We start from the raw sequence: 20,543 nt of genomic DNA, 5'->3' as shown, positions 1-20,543 counted from the left end.
TCTAGTATCCTCGTTGCCAAATCCTCTACACGACGGCTGATACGCCGGTCGCTGAATATGTCACCGCTCATTTGCTCCTTTTAGAACAGAGAACAAATGCGCCTCAAAGTTTGTGTCCTAATCGTAGCCTTGTCTAAGGAGGGGAGCCTGTTTTTTAAGGATGCTAATGGCTTTTTCCATTGTTAAGGCTTTACTGATGCAATTTGCCGGCACGAAGTGAAGGTTCTAGTCTTTGGGTTGAGCGCCTTTGGAGATTTTTGGTGCCGCTCGCGCGGCAGCGCCCCGGCGCAAAAAACTCCAAGCGCGATGCCCGAAGACGAGGCCTCTCGGCCTTGAGAGCTCAGAGCAATAGCTATAGAACAGTAGGTCTGATACCGCTGGATAAACTGTCACTACGGCAGGTTAGACAGAATTACATGTCACCAGATTTCAATAAAAAAAGAACAGCTAAATATACCAGAAACTATCCGCTGACAGAGACAAATGTACTGTGTCGCCTTCTGCAACATTGGCTTCTGCAGTTTTAACAGTTACCGTCGTATCTCCTGAAAACAAGATTTCTATATCGTAATAGCTGCCATAGAAGGTTATTTTGTTTACTTTTCCAATAAGATCGCTGTTTCCTTCTGAACCTATCCTAAAGCTTTCAGGCCGGATAAGTATCTGTTTTCCGTTTGGCTTTATACCAAGCAATTTGGAAAAAGCTTCTGCCTGTGTGGGAGGTATCAGGTTGTAGCTGCCGAACAGGGCGGCTACATACTCATTTATTGGTTTCCTGTAAATTTGCTCCGGTGTTCCTCTCTGCAGCATCTGCCCATTCTTCATCACCAGTATTTCGTCTGCCCAGGAGAGGGTGTCCAAAGGGTCATGTGAGGTGAGGATGCAGGTAATTTCAAGACGTTCTCCTATTTCGCGGATAACAGATTTCAGGATGTTCTTGTGTACGACATCCAGGTTTGAGTAGGGCTCGTCCAGTAGCAGTAGTTTGGGGGAAGAAATGAGCAACTTCGCCAAGGCAATCCGTTGTTTCTCACCTCCTGATAAATGGTCTGTTCGCCGCGATAGCAGGTGGTTGATTCGGCATATCCCGTACAAGGTATCCGCTTCTTCCTCTGGTAGGGTGTTGGCGTACTTTAGCACTTGCTCCACCCTTAAAGACTTTGGCAGCTCAAAGTGCTGCGATAAGTAGGAGATACCCGGGTGGCCCGGCACTAATTTATCCATTGGCCCAATTACCTTTTCATTCTCAAAAAACACTTCGCCAGCGTTTGGCTGCACCAGCCCGGCTATAATTTTCAGCAGCGTGCTTTTTCCGGCGCCTGTTTCTCCTGCAATGGCTATTTTCTGGAACTCTTCCTGGCTAAAGCTGATGTCCTGTAAAGTGAAATCCCCTTTTTCCTGTATAGATATGCCGGATACTTCTAAAAAATTCATGTAACTGGTGGGGATTCGAAAATGGTTTGGGTGATTTGTCTCTTACTGTAATCCAAACAGAGCTTTGAGTTTGTGTTCGATTTCAGCCTGATATTTTTGAGGTATAATACCTAATTGCCTTTGTATTATATTCTTTGGTATGGTTACCATTCTGTGCAATTTAATTACTGAACTGACAGACAGTCCTGTTAAATTAAGGTCATTGTCTTCTTTGTTTATGAGTAGGTCTGATGCCTCAGGAGACTTTTGTATTTGGCTGCTTATGAAAGCTATGATGAAATGCTCATAAATCCCTATTGCTTCCGTCAGGCAAACGGCTGGCCTTACTTTAGTTCCGCTGAAATCATCGAATGGGAAAGGGACCAGAACAATCTTTCCCTTAGTCATGAAATGGCTTGCCATCTGTTAATGAATATATATTCTCTTGTTCTTCATGCAAAAAGTCAAAAGCCGGATTAGTTGTCATTGTAGCCAACCATTGCTTGTCCTCCACTTCTTCGTCTTCAGACAGGAGAATAATCACTTTGACTTTCTTGTCCCTCATTTTTAGGGGATGGTCCAAACGTAAGACTCCTTTATTATCTATTTCCCCTGTAACCTCAATGGCTTTCAATATGAATCTCCTGTTCTTAATTTGATGCTAGCTATTCTAATTATACTTTATTGACATCTTTATGTTTGAAAAAAGTGTCCAGCTACTTCTATCACTTTTCCATAATTACTTCCTTATTAACAGAATTCTGGCAATCTAAAAATCTATCACTTTAAGAACAGAGTTGTTCGTTTTGTGAACTTAACCTCCTTAACACGAATCTATTACCGCACCTGCGACTTATCCACGCGCGTTGGCGTATCTTCACCGCTCACTACTCCTTCTGAAGCGAGGGCAATGGCTTTGATCATGTTGGTGAGGTGTTCCATGTCCAGCTGCGACACCTCGTCTTTTACAGTATGATAGGTTTTGTCTTTATCAATCTGCACAGAGGAGATGGTGTGCGCCGGAACGCCTAGGCGGGCGAGGGTGGCGTTGTCGGAGCGGTAAAAGAGGTTCTGCTCGGGGTATGGGTCCGGGTGAATGCTGTAATTGGTGCCTTGCAGGCGCTGCTGCATCAGGTTACCCAGGTCAGAGCGTTCGAAGCCGGTGAGGTAGGCGCTATTCGCACCGAACTTTGAGGGCTTGCCTACCATTTCAATGTTGAACATGGCCACAATCTGATCCGGGTTCAGTTGCTCAGTAAAGTACTTGGAGCCAAAGCCGCCCATCTCTTCTGCAGTAAAAGCCACGAATAGCAAACTGCGTTCCGGTTGCGGTTGCTGTTTATAATAATCGGCCAGCATTATCATCGCGGTTGTACCTGCCGCATCATCATCGGCACCGTTGGCAATGCTGTCACCGGCCACAGGTTCCTGAATACCGATGTGGTCGTAGTGGCCCGAGAACACCACATACTCATCTTTGCGTTTGCCCTCTATCATGCCGCCCACATTGGTGAGTTGCAGTTGCTCAATCTTATTTTCAACCTCCACCTCATACTTCGAGACTTTTACGTAGTCTGTTAAAACAAACACCTTGCTGGCGCTCTGGCCAAGTTCTTTTTTCACGCTGCCGCTGCTCATATAATGCTGATAACGGCTAAAGAGGTCTTTGTGCTTCGGGTGCACCAGCACCAGCATGTCCTGCTTTTCATCGTTCAACTCGCCTAGAACAGCTCTAAAGTCATCCTGCGCGCCAACTGTCATTAGCTTCTGCTTCCCCTTGTTTGTCCATTCCAATTCTTTTTTGTCGGTAATGGCGAACACCTGCTCCGGCTTTACAGCTTTCCCGTTTAGTTTTACCTCCACTTCCTTTGGCGAAACACGGTACATGGTGAAAGTTTGTTTAAAATCAGACTCACCCGGTAAAGGCTTCAAGCCAATGCGTTGGAATTCATTCTGAATAAAGTCGGCTGCTTTTTCGATGCCAGGCGTAAATGAAGCGCGGCCCTGCATGTCGTCGGCGCTCAGGGTGCCGACAATGCGGGTGGTCTCGGCTTGCGTGATAGGAGCTAATTCCTGTGCCTGTACTGTCGCCGTAAAACCACAGGCAACCAAAAGCAGGGTAAGTTTTATATTGTTCATTTTATATGTTTCTGAATAAAATAGAAAATAGAGACACAGAACAGATACGGTGTCAGTTAAAATACTAAAGCTGTCAACTTTCGTGCCGCTGCACCTTATAACTTAAAAGAGCTTAAGTAGGTATTAACTTTGTTGCTGCCACTCACGAAACAGCAGGCTGTATATCTCCAGGTCATGGAAGTGCCCGTTCAGGTATTCCCCGTCCCGCTGCACACCTTCTAGCTGGAAGCCCAGTTTCTGTGGAATTTTGCTGCTCTTCGTGTTGCCAACACCTACCTTTATTTGGATACGATTCATCCTCATTTCCTCGAAAGCGTATTGCAGCAGCGCTTTGCAGGAGCGGCGCATGATGCCTTTGCCCTGCAGTGCGCCGGAGAGCCAGTAGCCGATTTCTACCTTGCGGTTTACGTTATCTATTCCCTTGAAGCCGATGATGCCTGCTATGCTTTTCTGGTACAGGATAACATATACCTCCTCGGAAATGTTCTTAATGTCTGTAACCGCTCTCAGATAAGCCTTTGTGTCGAGCACAGACATGCTGTAGTCGATAAAGGGGAGCCACTCCCGCAGGTAAGCTCGGTTTGCATCGATGAGGTGATATAAATATGGGGCGTCGTCCACGGTGGTCAGGCGCAGGTATAGGTCTGTGTCCACGGGTATGTGTGTGGTATGAGGACTAACTTTCATTGGCAGGTAGTAAATCAGCTCCTAATTAACAGTCTTAATAGCTGTTTTGCAAAGAATAGGCTATATATGATTAAAAAGATGCTAGTGCACATCAAATTTTTTTGATTCATCAGGCATACGCGCAGGAGGACAAATGCTTTACTTGCTTCAAAGATATGGCTATTAAAATGGCAGGTGCCAAGCATGCCTTTTCTCAGTTTTATCGTAGTACCAATGGGTCTGTATAATATCACCCAATCATTATAAAATTAACAGAAGTAAATGACATCAACCATACTTATAGTACCCGGCCTGGGAGGTTCCGGTTCCGAGCATTGGCAGACACTGTGGGGACAGAAGCACCCGGAATTTGAGCGGGTAGCGCAGCGCGATTGGGATACGCCTGTTTGCAGTGACTGGGTTGCTACACTGGATAAAGCCGTGATGCAGCACGAGCCAGCGCATATGGTGCTCGTCGCACACAGCCTGGCTTGCGCTACGGTAGCAATCTGGGCGAAGCAATACAAGCGCCCCCTCAAAGCTGCCTTGCTGGTGGCGCCCGCTGACACCGAAGCCGCAGATTTCCCGGAAGGAACAACGGGTTTCGCACCTATTCCAATGGAGTCGCTTCCGTTTCAGAGCATTGTAGTGGCTAGTACCAACGACCCTTATGTAGCCGAAGCGCGAGCCCGGCAACTGGCAAAGGCTTGGGGTAGCGAGTTTGTAAGCATCGGGGAAGTCGGGCACATTAATACCGACTCCGGGTTTGGAAAGTGGGAGGAAGGGCTGACTTTGCTGAGGAAGTTATGGTAGCTATGTGTTGACTTTAAGTATCATAATCTTCAGGCCATCCAGACAAGAGGAGCGTTTTACGGGAGTTCCTGATAGATCTCCCCTGCCGTTGGGATGACAAACATAAACCTCAGTTTATCTGCTTTCTAAAGCCGCTTTGGCCGCCCCGCTTTCCTTTGCCACTTCCAGTGCCTCTGGTGCCACCACTGCTGCTGTGTGGACTGCCTTTGGTGGCGGCTTTTAGCTGCGTTACTTCCTCCGGCGTTAGCTCCCGGTACTCACCGGGCTGCAAATCATTGAGGTTCAAAGGGCCAATGGAAGTACGGATGAGGCGCAGCGTAGGAAAATCTACGGCGGCTGTCATGCGGCGGACCTGCCTGTTCATGCCTTGCGAAATTTTTATTTCCAGCCAAGAGGTGGGAATGTTTTTCCGGAAGCGAACCGGTTTAGAGCGCTCCCATACCAGTGGCTCTTCCTCTAGATGCCGTACTTTGGCTGGCGCCGTTTTAGCTTCCTTTATCCGCACACCAAGGCGCAGCCTTGTCAGCGCTTCCTGTGTTGGAACACCCTCTACCTGCACCAGGTATGTTTTTTCTACTTTAAACTGAGGGTCGGAGAGGCGGTGCTGCAGCGATTTGTCGTCGGTGAGCAACACCAGGCCCTCACTGTCATAATCCAGGCGCCCCACAGGGTAAATGTCTGCTACTTTCACATAGTCTTTCAGTGTCACGCGGTCTGCTTCGTCTGTGAACTGCGTTAGCACTTCAAACGGCTTATTTAGAATGATGTATTTCAAATCGGAGTAATTAAGTAATGATGTATGTTTAGGATGTAGCCTTTGCGCCTGAAGCCTCTTCTTGTACCCAGTTGGCTTTGAGTTCTTCGAACTCCGGAAGCAGCAGGGAGAACATAAGAGAGTCCTGTAATTCGCCATTTACCATATAATGGTTCCGGAGATGGCCTTCCTTTTTAAAGCCATACCGTTTTAGAAGCTGAAGCGATGGTATATTATGGGGCGATACCAGGGCCTCCACCCTGTAAAGGTCCATCTTTTCAAACCCAAAAGAAAGCACCGCTCTTAAGGCTTCTGTCATCAGCCCTTTGTTTTTATGCTCATCGCTTGTGATGGTGTAGCCTATTTCTGCTCTTCTATGGGCTCTAATCCAGGTATGGAAGTCGCAGCGGCCTATTACCTGCCCGTTTGATTTATAAAGCAGGTGGAAATGTTTAAATGTAGTGTAATAGGTTGTTGTTCCTTCGTCGTGTCTTCTTTTTGCTTCTCTGTACTCTGTATCAGAACTCAAACCGAAGTAGCTTTTAATTTCCCGCTCAGTATTAGACCTGAAAAGCTGGTCATGCATCTTAGGCGTGAGTTCCCGAAGGTACAGTCGCTCTGTTGCCAGTATGGTAGGGGAAAAGCCTGTTGTCAGCATCTTTATTAAAATTTATCAACCCTGTGCAGACAAGCAAAACAAACAACAATTTAATAAGTAAGCAACCAACGTCATTAGTAACTGCCATTGAACTTCCGCACGAACCACTCGATGCAAACAAAGCCCAGCAGCAGGAAGAACAGCCATTTCAGGTCTACCAGGTCGCTCAATTCCTCGGAACTGTAAATAACATCTTTATGGTCGGAACTGAGAATGTCCTGCTCCAGTTGCTGCAGCTGGCTTGGGTAATAAAGTTTGGAGTTGGTGTTGCTGGCCAGTTGGAACAGCAGGTTGTGGTCGGCCACAGCATTGAGTGCCTCCAGTTGCAGCTCCTCCACAACAAACTCTCCTTTGTCCTGCTGTTGCTGCCCGTTTATACTTGCCGAAGCAGTATAGGTATAGCGGCCACCCTGCAGGGTGCCAATGTTCACACCCGCCTGGTTCTCGCCATTGGCAAAGTTAAAACTTTTTGTTTCGTCGTCCTCATCTGTAATTCGGAGCGTAATGTTTTGGCCGTAGATAGGTTCCAGCGCCTCATTGTAGGCCTCTGCATTAAAGCGGATTTCGTCGGAACTGGTATACTCTTCCTGCGTCGGGTACACGTTCAGGCGCTTCTTGTTGCGCGGGGCGCTCAACAGCTGTATCAGGTTGGTGATAAGCTTATCATACACATCCGGCTGCTCGTTGTTGGCTGACTCCATGATTCGCCATTGCCAGGTACCGGAGGCGAGGAGGGTGGCGTTGCGGCTGTCGCCTGCCGTTTGCACTGCCAGTAGCGGCTTGTCTGTGCGCACGCGGCCTACCTGTTGGTACAGCACTACCTCTGTGTTTGGTGCCAGCCGTACATCCCCGAAAGGGACACTGGCAGGAGGGTACTGCTGCAGCCGTTCGCCGGCAGCCTCCGGTAAATTAAAGGTAGTAAAGTTCCCGCTAGCCACAGCCGTTACTTCATCCGACTGCCCACTGGTGCTGATGTTCACACCCGCGTTCAGGCGGTTATAGTTGTTCAGGTCGCTTTGCGGGCCCAGGATGTAGAGGGCAGGCACCTTCTTCTGGCGCACCAGGTTAAGGACGGCCTCGCCACCTGGCACGCGTCCGGGTAGTTGGTGCAGCACGGCTACATCATAGTCCTCTTGTTTTAACTCTGTGAGGCCGGGTATAAACAGCTCCGTCTCATAGTTCTGGTTTGTTTCAATGGCAGCCCGAATGGCTTTGATGTCCGGGTGCGGAGCGGCGGCGGCCACGAGTACTTTTATCTTTCCCTTCACCACATCAATGTAAGCGTGCTTTGTGTTGTTAAGAGTAGTGAATTCCTCTTGCAGTGGCTGTACCTGTACCTCGTAATGGCGCTTTCCCAAGCCTCCCGCCAGCACCTGAAACGGCACCTGCTGTATGGGTTGCTCGGGTTTCAGAGTAACAGTTTTACGCTCGATGGTTTTGCCGTTCTCGCTTAAGATAACTGTTGCCGCAGTGCCACCAAAACCCTCCTGTTGCAGTTCTACCTCCAGCGGAAAACGGTTGCCACTGTAGTTTACCTTGTTGTAGCGCAGTGAGGCTATCAGTACGTCCCTCTTTGGGATGGTGTCGCCTACTGCCACCGGATACAGTGTAAAGTTATAATTGGCGTAGCCTGGGGAGATGCCCTGGTTTACAATTCCGTCCGATAGCAGCACCACACCCGCCAGGTTCTGCCCGGTGTACTCCTCCTGCACCCCCGATAGCAGTTGACTCAGGTTAGTTGTCTCGGCACCATAATCTACCTCTGCTATGTTTTGTGTGCTTTGCTCTGCCGCAGCCAGCGTGCGTACCTCCGTGTTGTAGCCTTCGTCCTGAAGTTTCTCGCGTATAGCCTGCAGGCCCTGCGTGGCCTGTTGCAGCTGCACAGAGTCAGAGAAAAGCGAGACGGACTGGGAGTTATCTACCGCAAAAACGATAGTAGGAGGCACCGTAGTGTTAGCTACATAGCGCACCAGCGGCCCCAACAGCAGAAAGCACAGGAAGCTCACCACCACAAAGCGCAGGCCTGCCAGCATATAGTTGATGGACTTCGGCCACGGTGTCCGCTTGCTGTATAGCAACCAGGCGTACAACAGCCCCACTGCTATGCAGGCCAGTATCAACCAGGGAGAATAAGTGGTAACAAGTCTGAATGAATTCAATTCGACGAATTATAAATTAAGAATAATATATGGGTGTTTCAGGTACTTACGGTTTTTAGAGTCAAACTAACTAAAGAACAACACCATTGCCATTGTTGTGGTTTTTGCCAACATTTAAAAGCTGGTAAAGAATGCAGCAAGGCAGATTTTAGTAAGTTCTGCTACTAAAGATAAAACAAAAAGACCAATGCTACTAACGCAAAAGTTGTAGCATTGGTCTTTCCGATAATTATGAATTACGAATTATTAATTCTGAATTACATAAACGGCATGATTTGTATTTCAGAGTACGTCATTAAGTTAACATACCGCCATCCACCTGCAGCACCTGTCCGCTGATGTAAGAAGACTGGTCGGAAGCTAAGAATACGGCCGCATGGGCTACATCTTCCGGCGAGCCGCCACGCTTTAGCGGAATAGCCTTACGCCACTCGTCTACCACCTTCTGGTCCAGTTCACCTGTCATCTCTGTTTCGATAAAGCCCGGAGCGATGGCGTTGCTGCGGATGTTGCGGGAACCCAGTTCGAGCGCCACCGATTTCGTGAAGCCGATAATGCCTGCCTTAGAGGCGGCATAGTTCGCCTGGCCAGCATTACCTTTTATACCTACCACAGACGTAATATTGATAAGGGAGCCGCTCTTGGCGCGCATCATATGTTTGGTGGCCGCTTTGGTAACATTGAAAACAGACTTCAGGTTGGTGTTCATCACCGCATCCCACTGCTCTTCGTTCATGCGCATGAGCAAACCATCGCGCGTAATGCCGGCGTTGTTCACCACAATGTCCAGCTTGCCGAACTCCTTTACCACGTCCTCTACCAGTTGCTCTGCCTGGGCTGTGTCGGCCGCATCGGAGCGGTAGCCTTTCGCCTTTCCTCCGTTCGCGGACAGCTCCTGCTCTAAAGCCTGGCCTTTTTCTACACTCGACAGGTAAGTGAATGCTACCTGTGCGCCCATTTCTACAAATTTCTGCGCAATGGCGCGCCCTATTCCTTTGGATGCTCCGGTTACCAGAGCTACTTTTCCTTCTAGTACTTTCATAGGGGCCAAAGTTAGAAAAAAAATATTATTCTGATGGCGATGGGAAAAACTTGGGTACTCGGGTATAAAGCAACTGATTTTAAAACTCTTAACTGAAAATAGAGAAGAGAATAAGCTAGTGTGCCTGTTGCTTTAAATGTACTGAAGTGCTATATTAGTTTATTAAAATATAGCGTAACATATTTAGAATCTGAATATTGCCTCCTGCTATGTTTTTATTTGTGATGGTTTAAGCCTATTTTCGTGTCGATTTTTCAACCAAAGGTGTTACATGATGTTCAATAGCAACAAGGGGCTTGCCACCCTCATCGCTTTATTGGTATTGATTTTTTTTACGGCGGAATACGCGCTGCAATTCAGTACTGAAAGCCTGATGGCTCAACCACAAGAGGTTATTCCTGAGCCAGAAGCTATAGAAGAAGTGGAAGAAGAAGTAAAAGGACCTGCCCCTATTGTGTATGATATCCCGACCGATTCACTTGAAATTGTAGAGGCGGAAATCAAAAGGGGGGAAAGCCTATCAGAGATTCTCTCACAATATAACATCACACCGGCCCAGGTAGACCAGCTAGCCAAAAAATCAAAAGACATTTTCAATGTGCGTGGCATTGCCGCCAACCGTAGTTATACCCTGCTTCACGGATTAGATTCTGCGCAAACGGCGCAGTACTTCATCTATGAGCCAAACAATATAGAATACATCGTTTACGACCTGCGCTGCGAAATGACCGTTACCAAAGTGGAGCGGGAGATGGAGGTGCTGGAGCGAACGCTGGCCGGCGAAATAAAAAGCTCACTTTTTGAGTCTATTGTAGCAGCAGGAGGTTCGCCACAGTTGGTGAACAAGTTTGCTGATATTTATGCCTGGCGCCTTAACCTCAACCGCATTCAGCCGGGCGACAAGTTTAAGCTGATTTATGATGAGAAGGTAGTGAACGGCACCACCATTGGCTTCAGCAACCTGAAGGCAGCCTTTTTTGAACACAGAGGAGAGCCGCTTTATGCCATTGGCTTCGACCAGGGCGATGGCCTGAGTTACTACGACGAGAAGGGGCAGAGTATGAAAAAGGCTTTTTTGAAAGAGCCTCTGGAGTATAGCCGTATCAGTTCCCGTTTCTCAAAGCGCCGGTTCCACCCGGTACAGAAGCGCTACAAAGCACATTTAGGCACAGACTTCGCCGCGCCACGTGGTACTCCTATACGCACGGTGGGCGATGGTGTGGTGCTGGAAGCGCGTTATACACGTGGCAATGGTTACTATGTGAAAATCAAACACAACAAGACCTATACCACACAGTACCTCCATATGTCCAAGTTTGCAAAGGGCATGCGTGCCGGGACGCGTGTGAAGCAGGGGCAAACCATTGGTTATGTAGGCAGTACTGGCCTGGCTACAGGGCCGCATCTGTGTTACCGTTTCTGGAAAAATGGCCAGCAGGTAGATGCCCTTAGCGCCAAATTACCATTGGCAAACCCTATTGCTAAGAGACACCTTCCTGAATTTGAGGAGATAAAAGACGAAACGGTGAAAAGAATGGAAGCGATAGAACTATCCAATGCGAAGCAAGATATGCTGGCAACTAATAAGGCCAAAAAGCTGGAGGATGCATAAAAACCTTTAGAAAAAAGCATTTAAAACAAGACAGGCGCTTCACCAGCGCCTGTCTTGTTTTAAATGAGGCTAATGCACGGCAAAGAAGCCTGAAGACAGGTTTTGATAGCAGTGTTCACTTATGTATTGCTTTCGCTGTATCTTTCCATCCTGTTCTTCCTATTATGTCATAACAGGAGCAGGTAAGACATCAGGTTTTGCAGTATGGGGATTTAAGATTATTTTTGTTCATCAACTTATATAAAAAGAGACTATGGCATCAAAATACGATTTAGTAGTGGTTGGTAGTGGCCCGGGCGGTTATGTGGCAGCAATTCGTGCCTCGCAACTGGGTATGAAAGTAGGTGTTATCGAGCGCGAGTCGCTGGGTGGTATCTGCTTGAACTGGGGTTGTATCCCGACCAAGGCACTGCTAAAGAGCGCAAGCGTTTTTGAATATATTAACCATGCTGCTGACTACGGCATTACGGTGGGGGATGCTTCTGTAGACTTCGGTGCTGTTATAAAGCGAAGCCGCGGCGTAGCCGACGGTATGAGCAAAGGCATCCAGTTCCTGTTCCGCAAAAACAAGATTGATGCGATAATGGGTACCGGTAAAGTAACGGGCAAAGGAAAAGTAGAGGTAACCAATGCCGAGGGCAAAAAAGAAACGATAGAAGCAACAAACATCATCCTGGCAACAGGCGCACGTTCCCGTGAGCTGCCAAACCTGCCAATCGACGGTAAGAAGATCATCGGTTATCGTGAGGCGATGTCGCTGGAGAAGCTTCCGGAGTCTATTGTAGTGGTTGGTTCTGGTGCTATCGGGGTAGAATTCGCTTACTTCTATAACTCCATGGGCACGAAAGTAACTGTGGTGGAGTACCTGCCGAACATTGTGCCTATAGAGGACGAAGAAGTATCCCGACAGCTTTCAAAATCTTTCAGAAAGTCCGGTATTGACATTATGACGGATTCTCAGGTAACGTCTGTTGACACCAGTGGCAAGCTGTGCAAGGTACAAGTGAAGACGGCCAAAGGCGAACAAACGCTGGAAGCAGAAATAGTGCTTTCGGCGGTGGGTATCCAGACAAACCTGGAGAACATTGGCATAGAGGAGCTCGGTATCAAGGTAGACAAAGGCCGCGTAATAGTAGATGATTTTTACAAAACGTCAGTTGATGGTATTTACGCGATTGGTGACATCGTTCCTGGTCCGGCACTGGCGCACGTTGCTTCTGCAGAAGGTATCATCTGCGTGGAGAAACTAGCGGGCCATCACCCGGAGCCATTGAACTATGGTAACATCCCAGGCTGTACGTACTGCTCTCCTGAAATCGCCTCTGTTGGTTTAACGGAGAAAGCAGCACGTGAGCAAGGCCTGGATATAAAAGTTGGGAAGTTCCCGTTCTCTGCTTCTGGTAAAGCTAGTGCAGCTGGTGTGAAAGATGGCTTTGTCAAAGTTATTTTCGATGCTAAATACGGTGAATTCTTAGGAGCTCACATGATTGGCGCGAACGTGACGGAAATGATTGCAGAGGTAGTTGTTTCGCGCAAGCTGGAGACGACTGGGCACGAAATAATTAAGTCAGTGCACCCACACCCAACTATGAGCGAGGCCATTATGGAAGCGGCAGCAGCAGCTTATGATGAGGTAATACACTTATAAAAGCTAATATTAGGTATCAAAAGAGGTTGGTCGGTATTTCGGCCAGCCTCTTTTTTGTTACAGTAGTTTAAGTCTGATGTAACCAATCTTCCCGTCAACGGGGCATGTTAGCAACTCAACACACAACCAAACCTTCTGAATACTATGAAGAAGTCACTCCTGTATGTGTTCAGTTGCCTGTTTACATTCAATGTGGTAAAGCGTTATAAAGTGAAACTGGGGACAAACGCAGGGAAGTTTGTTTTTGCCTTCTTCTCCAGTCTATCCTTTCTATACTGGTTTTGTAAAGAAAAAACTTTGCCTTACCCGGGTCTCAGGTTTGGGATTTCTATAGAAACCAGAAGATTGCTCCAGAACAGGTGTCTTTGTTTAATTCAGTGCAATTCTGTCCTGATATTTATATGATGCCAGCATTATACAGATTTTGTGCACCTCATACATATATACAATAACTGTATGTAAGTTTTTTCGGTATTAGTTACTAATTTTGTACTCCTAATCAGGCGGCATATGAACTTATAACTAGATGTATTCCTTTTAATATGATACCCGCGATTCACTCTCTTGCTCTTTCAGCTCTGTGTGAGTGCATTTTCTATCACACAATTTCCCTGTATGAAGCTTAAAGGCAAAATAAAATTCGTGGCCAAAGATAAAAATCTCTTTTTCGCTACTTTACGCAAAAGAGTAGATGCTTACTTTATCCAAAACAACATTTCTAAAACTGCTAACACCGAAATGGTGGTGAAGAGCGTGGTGCTGCTACTTTGCTATATAGTGCCTTTTATCGCCATTCTTGTTTTCAAGCCAGAACTATCTGTAAGCTTGCTGCTTTGGTTTGTGATGGGCTTAGGAGTGGCAGGCATCGGTATGAGTGTAATGCATGATGCCAACCACGGTGCATTTTCGGGCAGCAAAAGAGTGAACTTTCTGATGGGGCACACCCTGAACCTGGTAGGCGGATCTGCCTTTAACTGGAAATTGCAGCATAATATCCTGCATCATACCTATACCAATGTGGTGGAGATGGACGAGGATATACAGGACAGGCTGGTGTTGCGTTTTTCACCGCACACAAAAGTGAAGTTCTTTCATCAACTGCAGTGGGTGTACGCGTTCGTGTTTTATGGGCTTTTAACGCTTTACTGGGTAATCGCGAAAGACTTTGTGCAGTATGGCCTTTTTATTAAGAATGGTGTGAACGCAAATACCGCCTCTGAAAACATGAAATGGCTCCTGAAGCTTATCACCATGAAGGTGCTATACTTCTTTGTCATGTTAGCGGTGCCCACGCTGTTCTTCGGAATTCCTTTCATGCATGTGCTGCTGGGCTTCCTGCTGATGCACTTTGTTGCGGGGATCATACTCACGGTGGTGTTTCAACTGGCGCATACCGTAGAGGGCACCAGCCACCCGAGGCCGGATGAGAATGGTAACATCGAGAACGACTGGGCTATACACCAGATGAATACAACCGTCAATTTTTCGCGCCACAACAAATTGTTGTCTTGGTATGTAGGCGGCCTGAACTTTCAGGTAGAGCATCATCTTTTCCCGCGTGTCTGCCATGTGCATTATCCGGCCATTGCAGAAATCGTTAAAGAAACAGCAACGGAGTTCGGTATACCTTATCTCGAGAATGAAACATTTGGGCAGGCCGTGCGCTCACACATCGCCACGCTTCACCGCTTCGGCAGGCTGCCTGACTTGAACGAGGCGATTGGCTGATATGAAATATTTGGGAACAGAGGAAGCCGCTTTTCGTTGTTTAACGTTTAACTAAACAAATGGAGTTGGAAGCTGTCTGCATGTCTAAGTCTTCTGGTTTTTCATCTGCATTTTATTACCAGCATACCGGGTATGTCCTCCGGAGAACCTGCTTCTCTAAGGGTGCATCCGTCTTACAATTTTCAAGTATATCAAATGAAGTTAAAAGGCAAAGTTAAATTCGTCAACAAAGACAAAAGCCTGTTTTTTCCTACGCTGCGCAAACGTGTAGACGCTTATTTCAAAGAAAATAACTTACCCAAGTCAGGTAATTACAACATACTAATAAAGAGTATTATACTGCTCTTAGTCTATCTGGTGCCGTTTGCACTGCTGCTCGCCTTTACACCCGGTCTGGGTATTAGTTTAGGACTGTGGTTTGTTATGGGACTAGGGGTAGCAGGTGTGGCAATGAGCGTAATGCACGACGCTAACCATGGCGCTTTTTCTAAAAGCAAGACGATAAACTACCTGATGGCACATTCTGTGAACCTGTTAGGTGGCTCTGCCTTTAACTGGAGGCTGCAGCATAACATTCTGCACCATACTTACACCAATGTGGTGGAGATGGACGAAGACATAGACGACATGGTGTTCATGCGTTTCTCACCGCACACTAACATGAGGTTCTATCATAAGCTGCAGTGGGTGTATGCCTTTATGTTTTATGGCTTGCTCACTCTGTATTGGGTAGTGCTGAAAGACTTTGTACAGTTCTTCCAGTTTATAAGGAGTGGTGTGAACGCGAACTCTAAAGCACAGAACAGAGTGGCTTTCACAAAGATTGTAGCATTTAAGGTGCTGTATTTCTTTTCTATTCTGGTGGCTCCGACGCTTTTGTTTGGAATTCCTTTCCTGGAGGTGCTGCTGGGTTTTCTGCTGATGCACTTTGTGGCTGGCGTTATCCTTTCTACTGTGTTTCAACTGGCGCATACGGTGGAAGGCACAAGTTATCCATTGCCGAACGAAAGTGGTGTCATCGAAAATGACTGGGCTATCCATCAGCTAAACACAACGGCTAATTTCGCCCGTAAAAGCAAATTGCTCTCCTGGTACGTGGGCGGCCTGAATTTTCAGGTGGAGCACCACCTGTTCCCCCGTATCTGCCATGTGCATTACCCTGCCATTGCAAAAATCGTTAAAGAAACTACCGCTGAATATGGCATCCCTTACCTGGAAAGTGAAACACTCGCGAAGGCAATACGCTCCCATGTAAACACCTTGCATCGCTTTGGCAGGTTGAAGTTGCCTAACCTAAACGAGGTGATGGCATAAGCGATAATATTATACCAATTTTATCTGAAACGGCGGAAGGATAACTTTCCGCCGTTTTTGTTTGTCAGAATCAGGATTTACCGGATTGTTTGAATGAACAGGATTGGCTTTGAATTCTCTATAAGCCGCTTGCGGGAGCTGCACACGCTGCGAGGTCTTTGGAGCAGGGTACTTCACTAATCCTGCTCATCTTAAAAGTTAACTCTTTGTCGCTATCGCGGCAGAGCTTTTTTTATAGCATTAGAAAATCCTGTTTATCCAAATAATCCGGTAAATCCTGATTCTGACAATGAGGTGCTTTTGAGTATTTTTGTGAAAAGCAGCAGAACGATATGCCCAACCTCAAAATCACACCCTGCACAGCAGAAGATTTACATACGCTTCAAGACATTGCCATCAACGCCTACGGCGACCATTACCTCTACCTGTGGTATGACGGAGGCATGTGGTACATTGACAAAAGCTTTGGCGAAACGGCGCTCAAAAAAGAATTTGAAGACCCCAACGTCGCTCTTTTCCTGATTTATTCCGGGGAGGAACTTATCGGTTTCCTGAAACTGAACATAGATAAAGCCTTAGAGGATGAAAGCGATAAGGAAAGCCTGGAGCTGGAGAGAATCTACCTCACCAAAGCCGCATCGGGGAGAGGTATAGGCCGGCAGGTGGTGGACTTTACGGTAGCTTTTGCCCGTGAAAGAAACAAGCGCCTTATCTGGCTGAAAGCGATGGACAGCAGCAAATCAGTGGATTTTTATGAGCAGAACGGCTTTGAAAAGTGTGGCACCTATACGCTGGACTTTTCTCAAATGAAGCCGGAATACCGCGGTATGTATATCATGAAGCGGGAGCTTTAACCAGCACTGCCAGTCCTTTAAACCTATGCAAGGCTAATCCTGTTGTAAACTTTACGTATAACACAAGCTTATTAAGCACAAGCAGCATTGGACACATCAACACTAGACATATTAATTATCGGAGCCGGCCCAATTGGACTGGCTTGCGGACTGGAAGCGCAAGAGACGGGGCTCAGCTACCTGATAATCGAAAAGGGAACCCTCGTTAATTCGCTTTACAACTATCCGCTGAACATGACTTTTTTCTCCACTTCTGAAAAGCTGGAGATTGGGGGAATTCCGTTTGTTTCTGTTCACCCGAAGCCCAACCGGATGGAGGCGATGGAGTATTACCGCCGTGTAGCCGACTCCCAAAACCTGAACGTGCACCTTTTCGAGGGTGTAGAACATATGGAGCCGCAAGGGGAGGTATACCGTGTCAGGACGAGCAAGGGGGAGTATGTGGCCCGGCACGTAATCATCGCGGTGGGCTTTTACGGTATCCCGAATATGTTGAACATACCGGGCGAAGAACTGCCCAAGGTACGCCATTATTACCTCGACCCGCACTATTACTTCCGGCAGAAGGTGGTGGTGGTAGGAGCCAACAATTCGTCGGCAGATGCTGCTTTAGAAACCTGGCGCAAGGGGGCTGAGGTGACGATGGTGGTACGCCAGTCGGAGTTGGGACGCATAAAATACTGGACAAAGCCCGACCTGGAGAACCGTATAAAGGAAGGCTCTATTAAATGCTATTTTTCCTCCAGTCTAAACGAAATAAGAGAGCGGGAAGTGGGTATACAGACACCGGAGGGAAATATCACCATAGAAAATGATTTTGTGTTGGCCATGACAGGCTATCAGCCAGACTTCAGCTTTTTGCAAAAGATTGGTATTAAGCTGTCGGAAGATGAAAAGCGCTACCCGCAGTATGATACCGAGACAATGGAAACGAACCTGCCGAACGTTTATTTAGCCGGTGTAATTTGCGGTGGAATGGATACACACGTATGGTTTATTGAAAATTCGCGCGAGCATGCCATTAAAATTGTGAAGCATATTGCCCGGGAGCAGGATGTGGAGAAGGCATAGCTTGTTGAGGTTCACAGCTATTAGGTTTTAATACCTTCCTTTCTGTTGCAACTTTGTACTCTGTAATAAGTTTAAATAGACATCGGCATAGCATGCTATCTGCCAGAATACCAGCAGGCAGAATTATGGCGATGCTGTGATTTTAGTTATGATATTTACCTTATAACGCGTACAATATGAAAATTGCCATCATAGGAGCCAGCGGCAACATCGGCTCCAGGATTACACAGGAAGCACTGACTAGAGGCCATGACGTAACAGCCATTGTAAGACACCCGGAGAAGGTGTCCAAAGAAAGCGTGAGTCTCGAAGTACAGCGGGGTGATGTTGAGGATGTAGAGCAGACGGCTGCTCTGATAAAAGACCATGATGCGGTGGTGGTTTCCTACAGCCCGGGGTGGGGACCGGACACCGAGTACCATAAACATGTGGAGATAGCCCGAAAGGTGCTTGAGGCAGCAAAAAAGGCAGGCGTGAAGCGTCTTTTGAACGTAGGTGGCGCAGGAAGCCTTAACACAGAGGGTGGAACACAACTGGTAGACACGCCGGATTTTCCGGAGGCTTGGAAAGAAGGGGCATCGGCTCAGCGCGATTCCCTAAAAGTATACCAGGAAGAACAGGAACTGGACTGGACTTTCTTTAGCCCCGCCATTATAATTGAGCCTGGCGAGCGCACTGGTAAATTCCGGTACGATACAGAAAATCCCGTTGTGAATGAAAAAGGCGAAAGCAGAATTTCGAGGCAGGACTTTGCCGTAGCCGTGTTAGATGAACTGGAGGACCCACAGTTTATCCGCCAACGCTTCACCATCGGCTATTAAATTTGCTTTTAGGACTGCCGCAGGTTTTGGTGCTGCTCAGAAACAGTACAAGTGCAGGTTTTCTAAAAAAACAAACATTGCTAACAGTCCCAGAGGGACGACATGTTAATAGAATAAAAATCTTTCCTTACAAGCTCCAGCGGAATGGCCTTATTAGATTAACATGCCGCTCCGCTGGAGCTGAGTTTTTTAACAACTATCTAGCTACACACAGGTGGCCCCACTGGAGCTAATACTGCCATTCATTAGTGGAAGACACAGTTTAGGATGCACTCTGAAAAAGATATATAGGAAGTGACACCTTATCGGTGTACCTTTGAAATCTTCAGCCGATATTAGAACTATATTGTCCTTTTATGAGTTGAGGTAACAACACAGGTCGGGAATGGCCCAGAGGCTATAGCAGCCTCGCAAAATGAATCAGATTCCGGCCAATCTCACCGCTAAGGTAGCACATATGGTGCTGCGCGGTTTCTTTTGAAAAACCAATTAATGACATTCGAGAATTTGAATTTGATAGAGCCTATCCTTAAAGCTCTTAAAACAGAAGGATATACCCAACCAACACCCATTCAGGAAAAAGCAATTCCGCTTATACTTCAGAAAAGAGACCTTTTAGGATGTGCCCAGACAGGAACCGGTAAAACGGCTGCCTTCTCTATACCTATTTTGCAGTTGCTTTCTGAGAACAAACCTCAGCAGGACAGGGGCACGCGCAAGATCAGAGCAATGATTTTGACGCCAACACGTGAACTAGCCCTGCAGATTGCCGACAGCCTGACCTCTTATGGCAAACATACTGGCCTGAAGCATACCGTAGTTTTCGGTGGTGTGTCGCAGCGTTCGCAAACAGATGCGTTGCGTGCCGGTATTGATATACTGGTAGCTACTCCAGGCCGGTTACTCGACCTGATGGCGCAGAAGTACGTGCACCTGAACAACATTGAAATGTTTGTGCTCGACGAGGCAGACCGCATGCTCGACATGGGCTTTGTGAATGATGTAAGGAAGGTGCTGAAAGTATTGCCGGAGAAAAAGCAGTCGCTGTTTTTCTCGGCTACTATGGCGCCTGAAATCCTGAAGCTGGCGAACACTATTCTGGTGAACCCTGCGCAGGTAGAGGTAACGCCGGTGTCGTCTACTGCCAACACTATTAAGCAGGCGGTATACTATGTAAAGAAATCAGACAAGAAAAACTTATTACTCCACCTGTTAAAGGATGGTGAGATAGACCGTGCACTTGTGTTTACCCGCACCAAGCATGGTGCTGACAGGGTTGCCAAAGACATGAGCAAAGCCGGTGTGCAGGCAGAGGCCATTCATGGAAATAAGTCGCAGAACGCGCGTGTTCGTGCCCTGGATAATTTCAAGAGCAGCCAGACACGTGTATTGGTGGCGACAGACATCGCAGCCCGTGGTATAGATGTGGACGATCTGTCGCACGTAATTAACTATGAATTGCCGAATGAACCAGAAACATACGTGCACCGCATTGGCCGCACAGGCCGTGCTGGAGCAAGTGGTGTGGCGCTGTCGTTCTGCGATGCCGAAGAAACATCCTACCTGGTAAGCATCCAGAAGCTGATTTCTAAGTCGGTGCCGGTGATTGATAACCACCCGTACCCGATGACGGCGAAGGATTTTGCCGAGGCAGCCAGCACAGTAGCGCAGAAGAAGCGTGGTGGTGGTAACGGAGGCAGAAGAACTGGCAGCTCAAGCCCAGGCAGAAGTGCCGGAGCTAGTTCGCCAAGGCCAGCCGGCAGCAACAATGGCGGCGGTAACAAACGCTGGGGCAATAAGCCGAAAGAAAGAGTATAAAGCAAAAAGAAAAGCTGGCCCTAAGAAGCCAGC

General features: G+C 47.4%; 18 protein-coding genes. 9 read left to right on the top strand and 9 right to left on the bottom strand.

The window, feature by feature from the left end:
- Positions 1 to 447: 447 nt before the first annotated feature.
- The 5 genes from E1919_RS15865 to E1919_RS15845 all read right to left on the bottom strand — a co-directional run bounded on the left by E1919_RS15865 (position 448) and on the right by E1919_RS15845 (position 4,206).
- Entirely contained in the window at positions 448 to 1,434 is a 987-nt protein-coding gene (locus E1919_RS15865) for an ABC transporter ATP-binding protein (RefSeq protein WP_162054384.1), read from the bottom strand.
- A gap of 42 nt (positions 1,435 to 1,476) precedes the next feature.
- Positions 1,477 to 1,821, bottom strand: coding sequence for a type II toxin-antitoxin system PemK/MazF family toxin (locus tag E1919_RS15860; protein ID WP_162054392.1), 345 nt, complete (start codon positions 1,819 to 1,821; stop codon positions 1,477 to 1,479).
- On the bottom strand, positions 1,814 to 2,047 hold the full coding sequence (locus tag E1919_RS15855) for a hypothetical protein (protein WP_162054383.1): 234 nt from the start codon (positions 2,045 to 2,047) through the stop codon (positions 1,814 to 1,816). The genes E1919_RS15860 and E1919_RS15855 overlap by 8 nt, the downstream gene beginning before the upstream one ends.
- 203 nt (positions 2,048 to 2,250) lie before the next feature.
- Positions 2,251 to 3,552, bottom strand: coding sequence for a M20/M25/M40 family metallo-hydrolase (locus E1919_RS15850; protein WP_162054382.1), 1,302 nt, complete (start codon positions 3,550 to 3,552; stop codon positions 2,251 to 2,253).
- A gap of 123 nt (positions 3,553 to 3,675) precedes the next feature.
- A complete protein-coding gene (locus E1919_RS15845) occupies positions 3,676 to 4,206 on the bottom strand; it encodes a GNAT family N-acetyltransferase (RefSeq protein WP_237144470.1) in 531 nt (176 codons plus the stop codon).
- Between the two features lie 294 nt (positions 4,207 to 4,500).
- On the opposite strand from E1919_RS15845, the gene E1919_RS15840 reads away from it, so the two are divergent.
- On the top strand, positions 4,501 to 5,031 hold the full coding sequence (locus E1919_RS15840) for an RBBP9/YdeN family alpha/beta hydrolase (protein ID WP_162054380.1): 531 nt from the start codon (positions 4,501 to 4,503) through the stop codon (positions 5,029 to 5,031).
- Positions 5,032 to 5,140: 109 nt separating this feature from the next.
- Here E1919_RS15840 and E1919_RS15835 read toward each other — a convergent pair whose 3' ends face one another.
- The 4 genes from E1919_RS15835 to fabG all read right to left on the bottom strand — a co-directional run bounded on the left by E1919_RS15835 (position 5,141) and on the right by fabG (position 9,644).
- The gene (locus E1919_RS15835) at positions 5,141 to 5,806 is read right to left on the bottom strand and encodes a pseudouridine synthase (protein WP_162054379.1); all 666 of its coding nucleotides are present in this window, start codon (positions 5,804 to 5,806) and stop codon (positions 5,141 to 5,143) included.
- A gap of 28 nt (positions 5,807 to 5,834) precedes the next feature.
- Complete coding sequence (locus E1919_RS15830) at positions 5,835 to 6,443, bottom strand: GNAT family N-acetyltransferase (RefSeq protein ID WP_162054378.1); 609 nt, start codon at positions 6,441 to 6,443, stop codon at positions 5,835 to 5,837.
- Between the two features lie 74 nt (positions 6,444 to 6,517).
- The gene (locus E1919_RS15825; protein ID WP_162054377.1) at positions 6,518 to 8,602 is read right to left on the bottom strand and encodes a vWA domain-containing protein; all 2,085 of its coding nucleotides are present in this window, start codon (positions 8,600 to 8,602) and stop codon (positions 6,518 to 6,520) included.
- Positions 8,603 to 8,897: 295 nt separating this feature from the next.
- Positions 8,898 to 9,644: a 3-oxoacyl-[acyl-carrier-protein] reductase gene (gene fabG / locus E1919_RS15820; RefSeq protein ID WP_162054376.1), complete on the bottom strand. Its 747-nt coding sequence runs from the start codon at positions 9,642 to 9,644 to the stop codon at positions 8,898 to 8,900.
- Between the two features lie 271 nt (positions 9,645 to 9,915).
- Between fabG and E1919_RS15815 the strand changes: the two genes are divergently transcribed.
- The 8 genes from E1919_RS15815 to E1919_RS15780 all read left to right on the top strand — a co-directional run bounded on the left by E1919_RS15815 (position 9,916) and on the right by E1919_RS15780 (position 20,510).
- Positions 9,916 to 11,256 (top strand): peptidoglycan DD-metalloendopeptidase family protein, encoded by a 1,341-nt coding sequence (locus tag E1919_RS15815; protein WP_237144468.1) that lies wholly within the window; start codon positions 9,916 to 9,918, stop codon positions 11,254 to 11,256.
- Positions 11,257 to 11,509: 253 nt separating this feature from the next.
- Complete coding sequence (gene lpdA, locus E1919_RS15810) at positions 11,510 to 12,904, top strand: dihydrolipoyl dehydrogenase (RefSeq protein ID WP_162054375.1); 1,395 nt, start codon at positions 11,510 to 11,512, stop codon at positions 12,902 to 12,904.
- A gap of 615 nt (positions 12,905 to 13,519) precedes the next feature.
- Entirely contained in the window at positions 13,520 to 14,632 is a 1,113-nt protein-coding gene (locus tag E1919_RS15805; RefSeq protein WP_162054374.1) for a fatty acid desaturase family protein, read from the top strand.
- Between the two features lie 195 nt (positions 14,633 to 14,827).
- Positions 14,828 to 15,946, top strand: a complete 1,119-nt coding sequence (locus E1919_RS15800; protein WP_162054373.1) for a fatty acid desaturase family protein — start codon at positions 14,828 to 14,830, stop codon at positions 15,944 to 15,946.
- 332 nt (positions 15,947 to 16,278) lie between these two features.
- The gene (locus E1919_RS15795; protein ID WP_162054372.1) at positions 16,279 to 16,800 is read left to right on the top strand and encodes a GNAT family N-acetyltransferase; all 522 of its coding nucleotides are present in this window, start codon (positions 16,279 to 16,281) and stop codon (positions 16,798 to 16,800) included.
- An 87-nt stretch (positions 16,801 to 16,887) separates the two neighbouring features.
- Positions 16,888 to 17,871 (top strand): YpdA family putative bacillithiol disulfide reductase, encoded by a 984-nt coding sequence (locus E1919_RS15790; protein ID WP_162054371.1) that lies wholly within the window; start codon positions 16,888 to 16,890, stop codon positions 17,869 to 17,871.
- Between the two features lie 176 nt (positions 17,872 to 18,047).
- Positions 18,048 to 18,692, top strand: coding sequence for an NAD(P)-dependent oxidoreductase (locus tag E1919_RS15785; RefSeq protein WP_162054370.1), 645 nt, complete (start codon positions 18,048 to 18,050; stop codon positions 18,690 to 18,692).
- A 492-nt stretch (positions 18,693 to 19,184) separates the two neighbouring features.
- Positions 19,185 to 20,510 carry a DEAD/DEAH box helicase gene (locus E1919_RS15780; RefSeq protein WP_162054369.1) on the top strand — a complete coding sequence of 442 codons (1,326 nt, stop codon included), beginning with the start codon at positions 19,185 to 19,187 and terminating at the stop codon, positions 20,508 to 20,510.
- Positions 20,511 to 20,543 lie beyond the last annotated feature (33 nt).

It is taken from the genome of Pontibacter pamirensis, from assembly GCF_010015475.1.
Classification (GTDB): Bacteria; Bacteroidota; Bacteroidia; order Cytophagales; family Hymenobacteraceae; genus Pontibacter; species Pontibacter pamirensis.
Note: the sequence above shows the minus strand (reverse complement) of the source record. Positions and strands in the feature narration are given on the sequence as shown.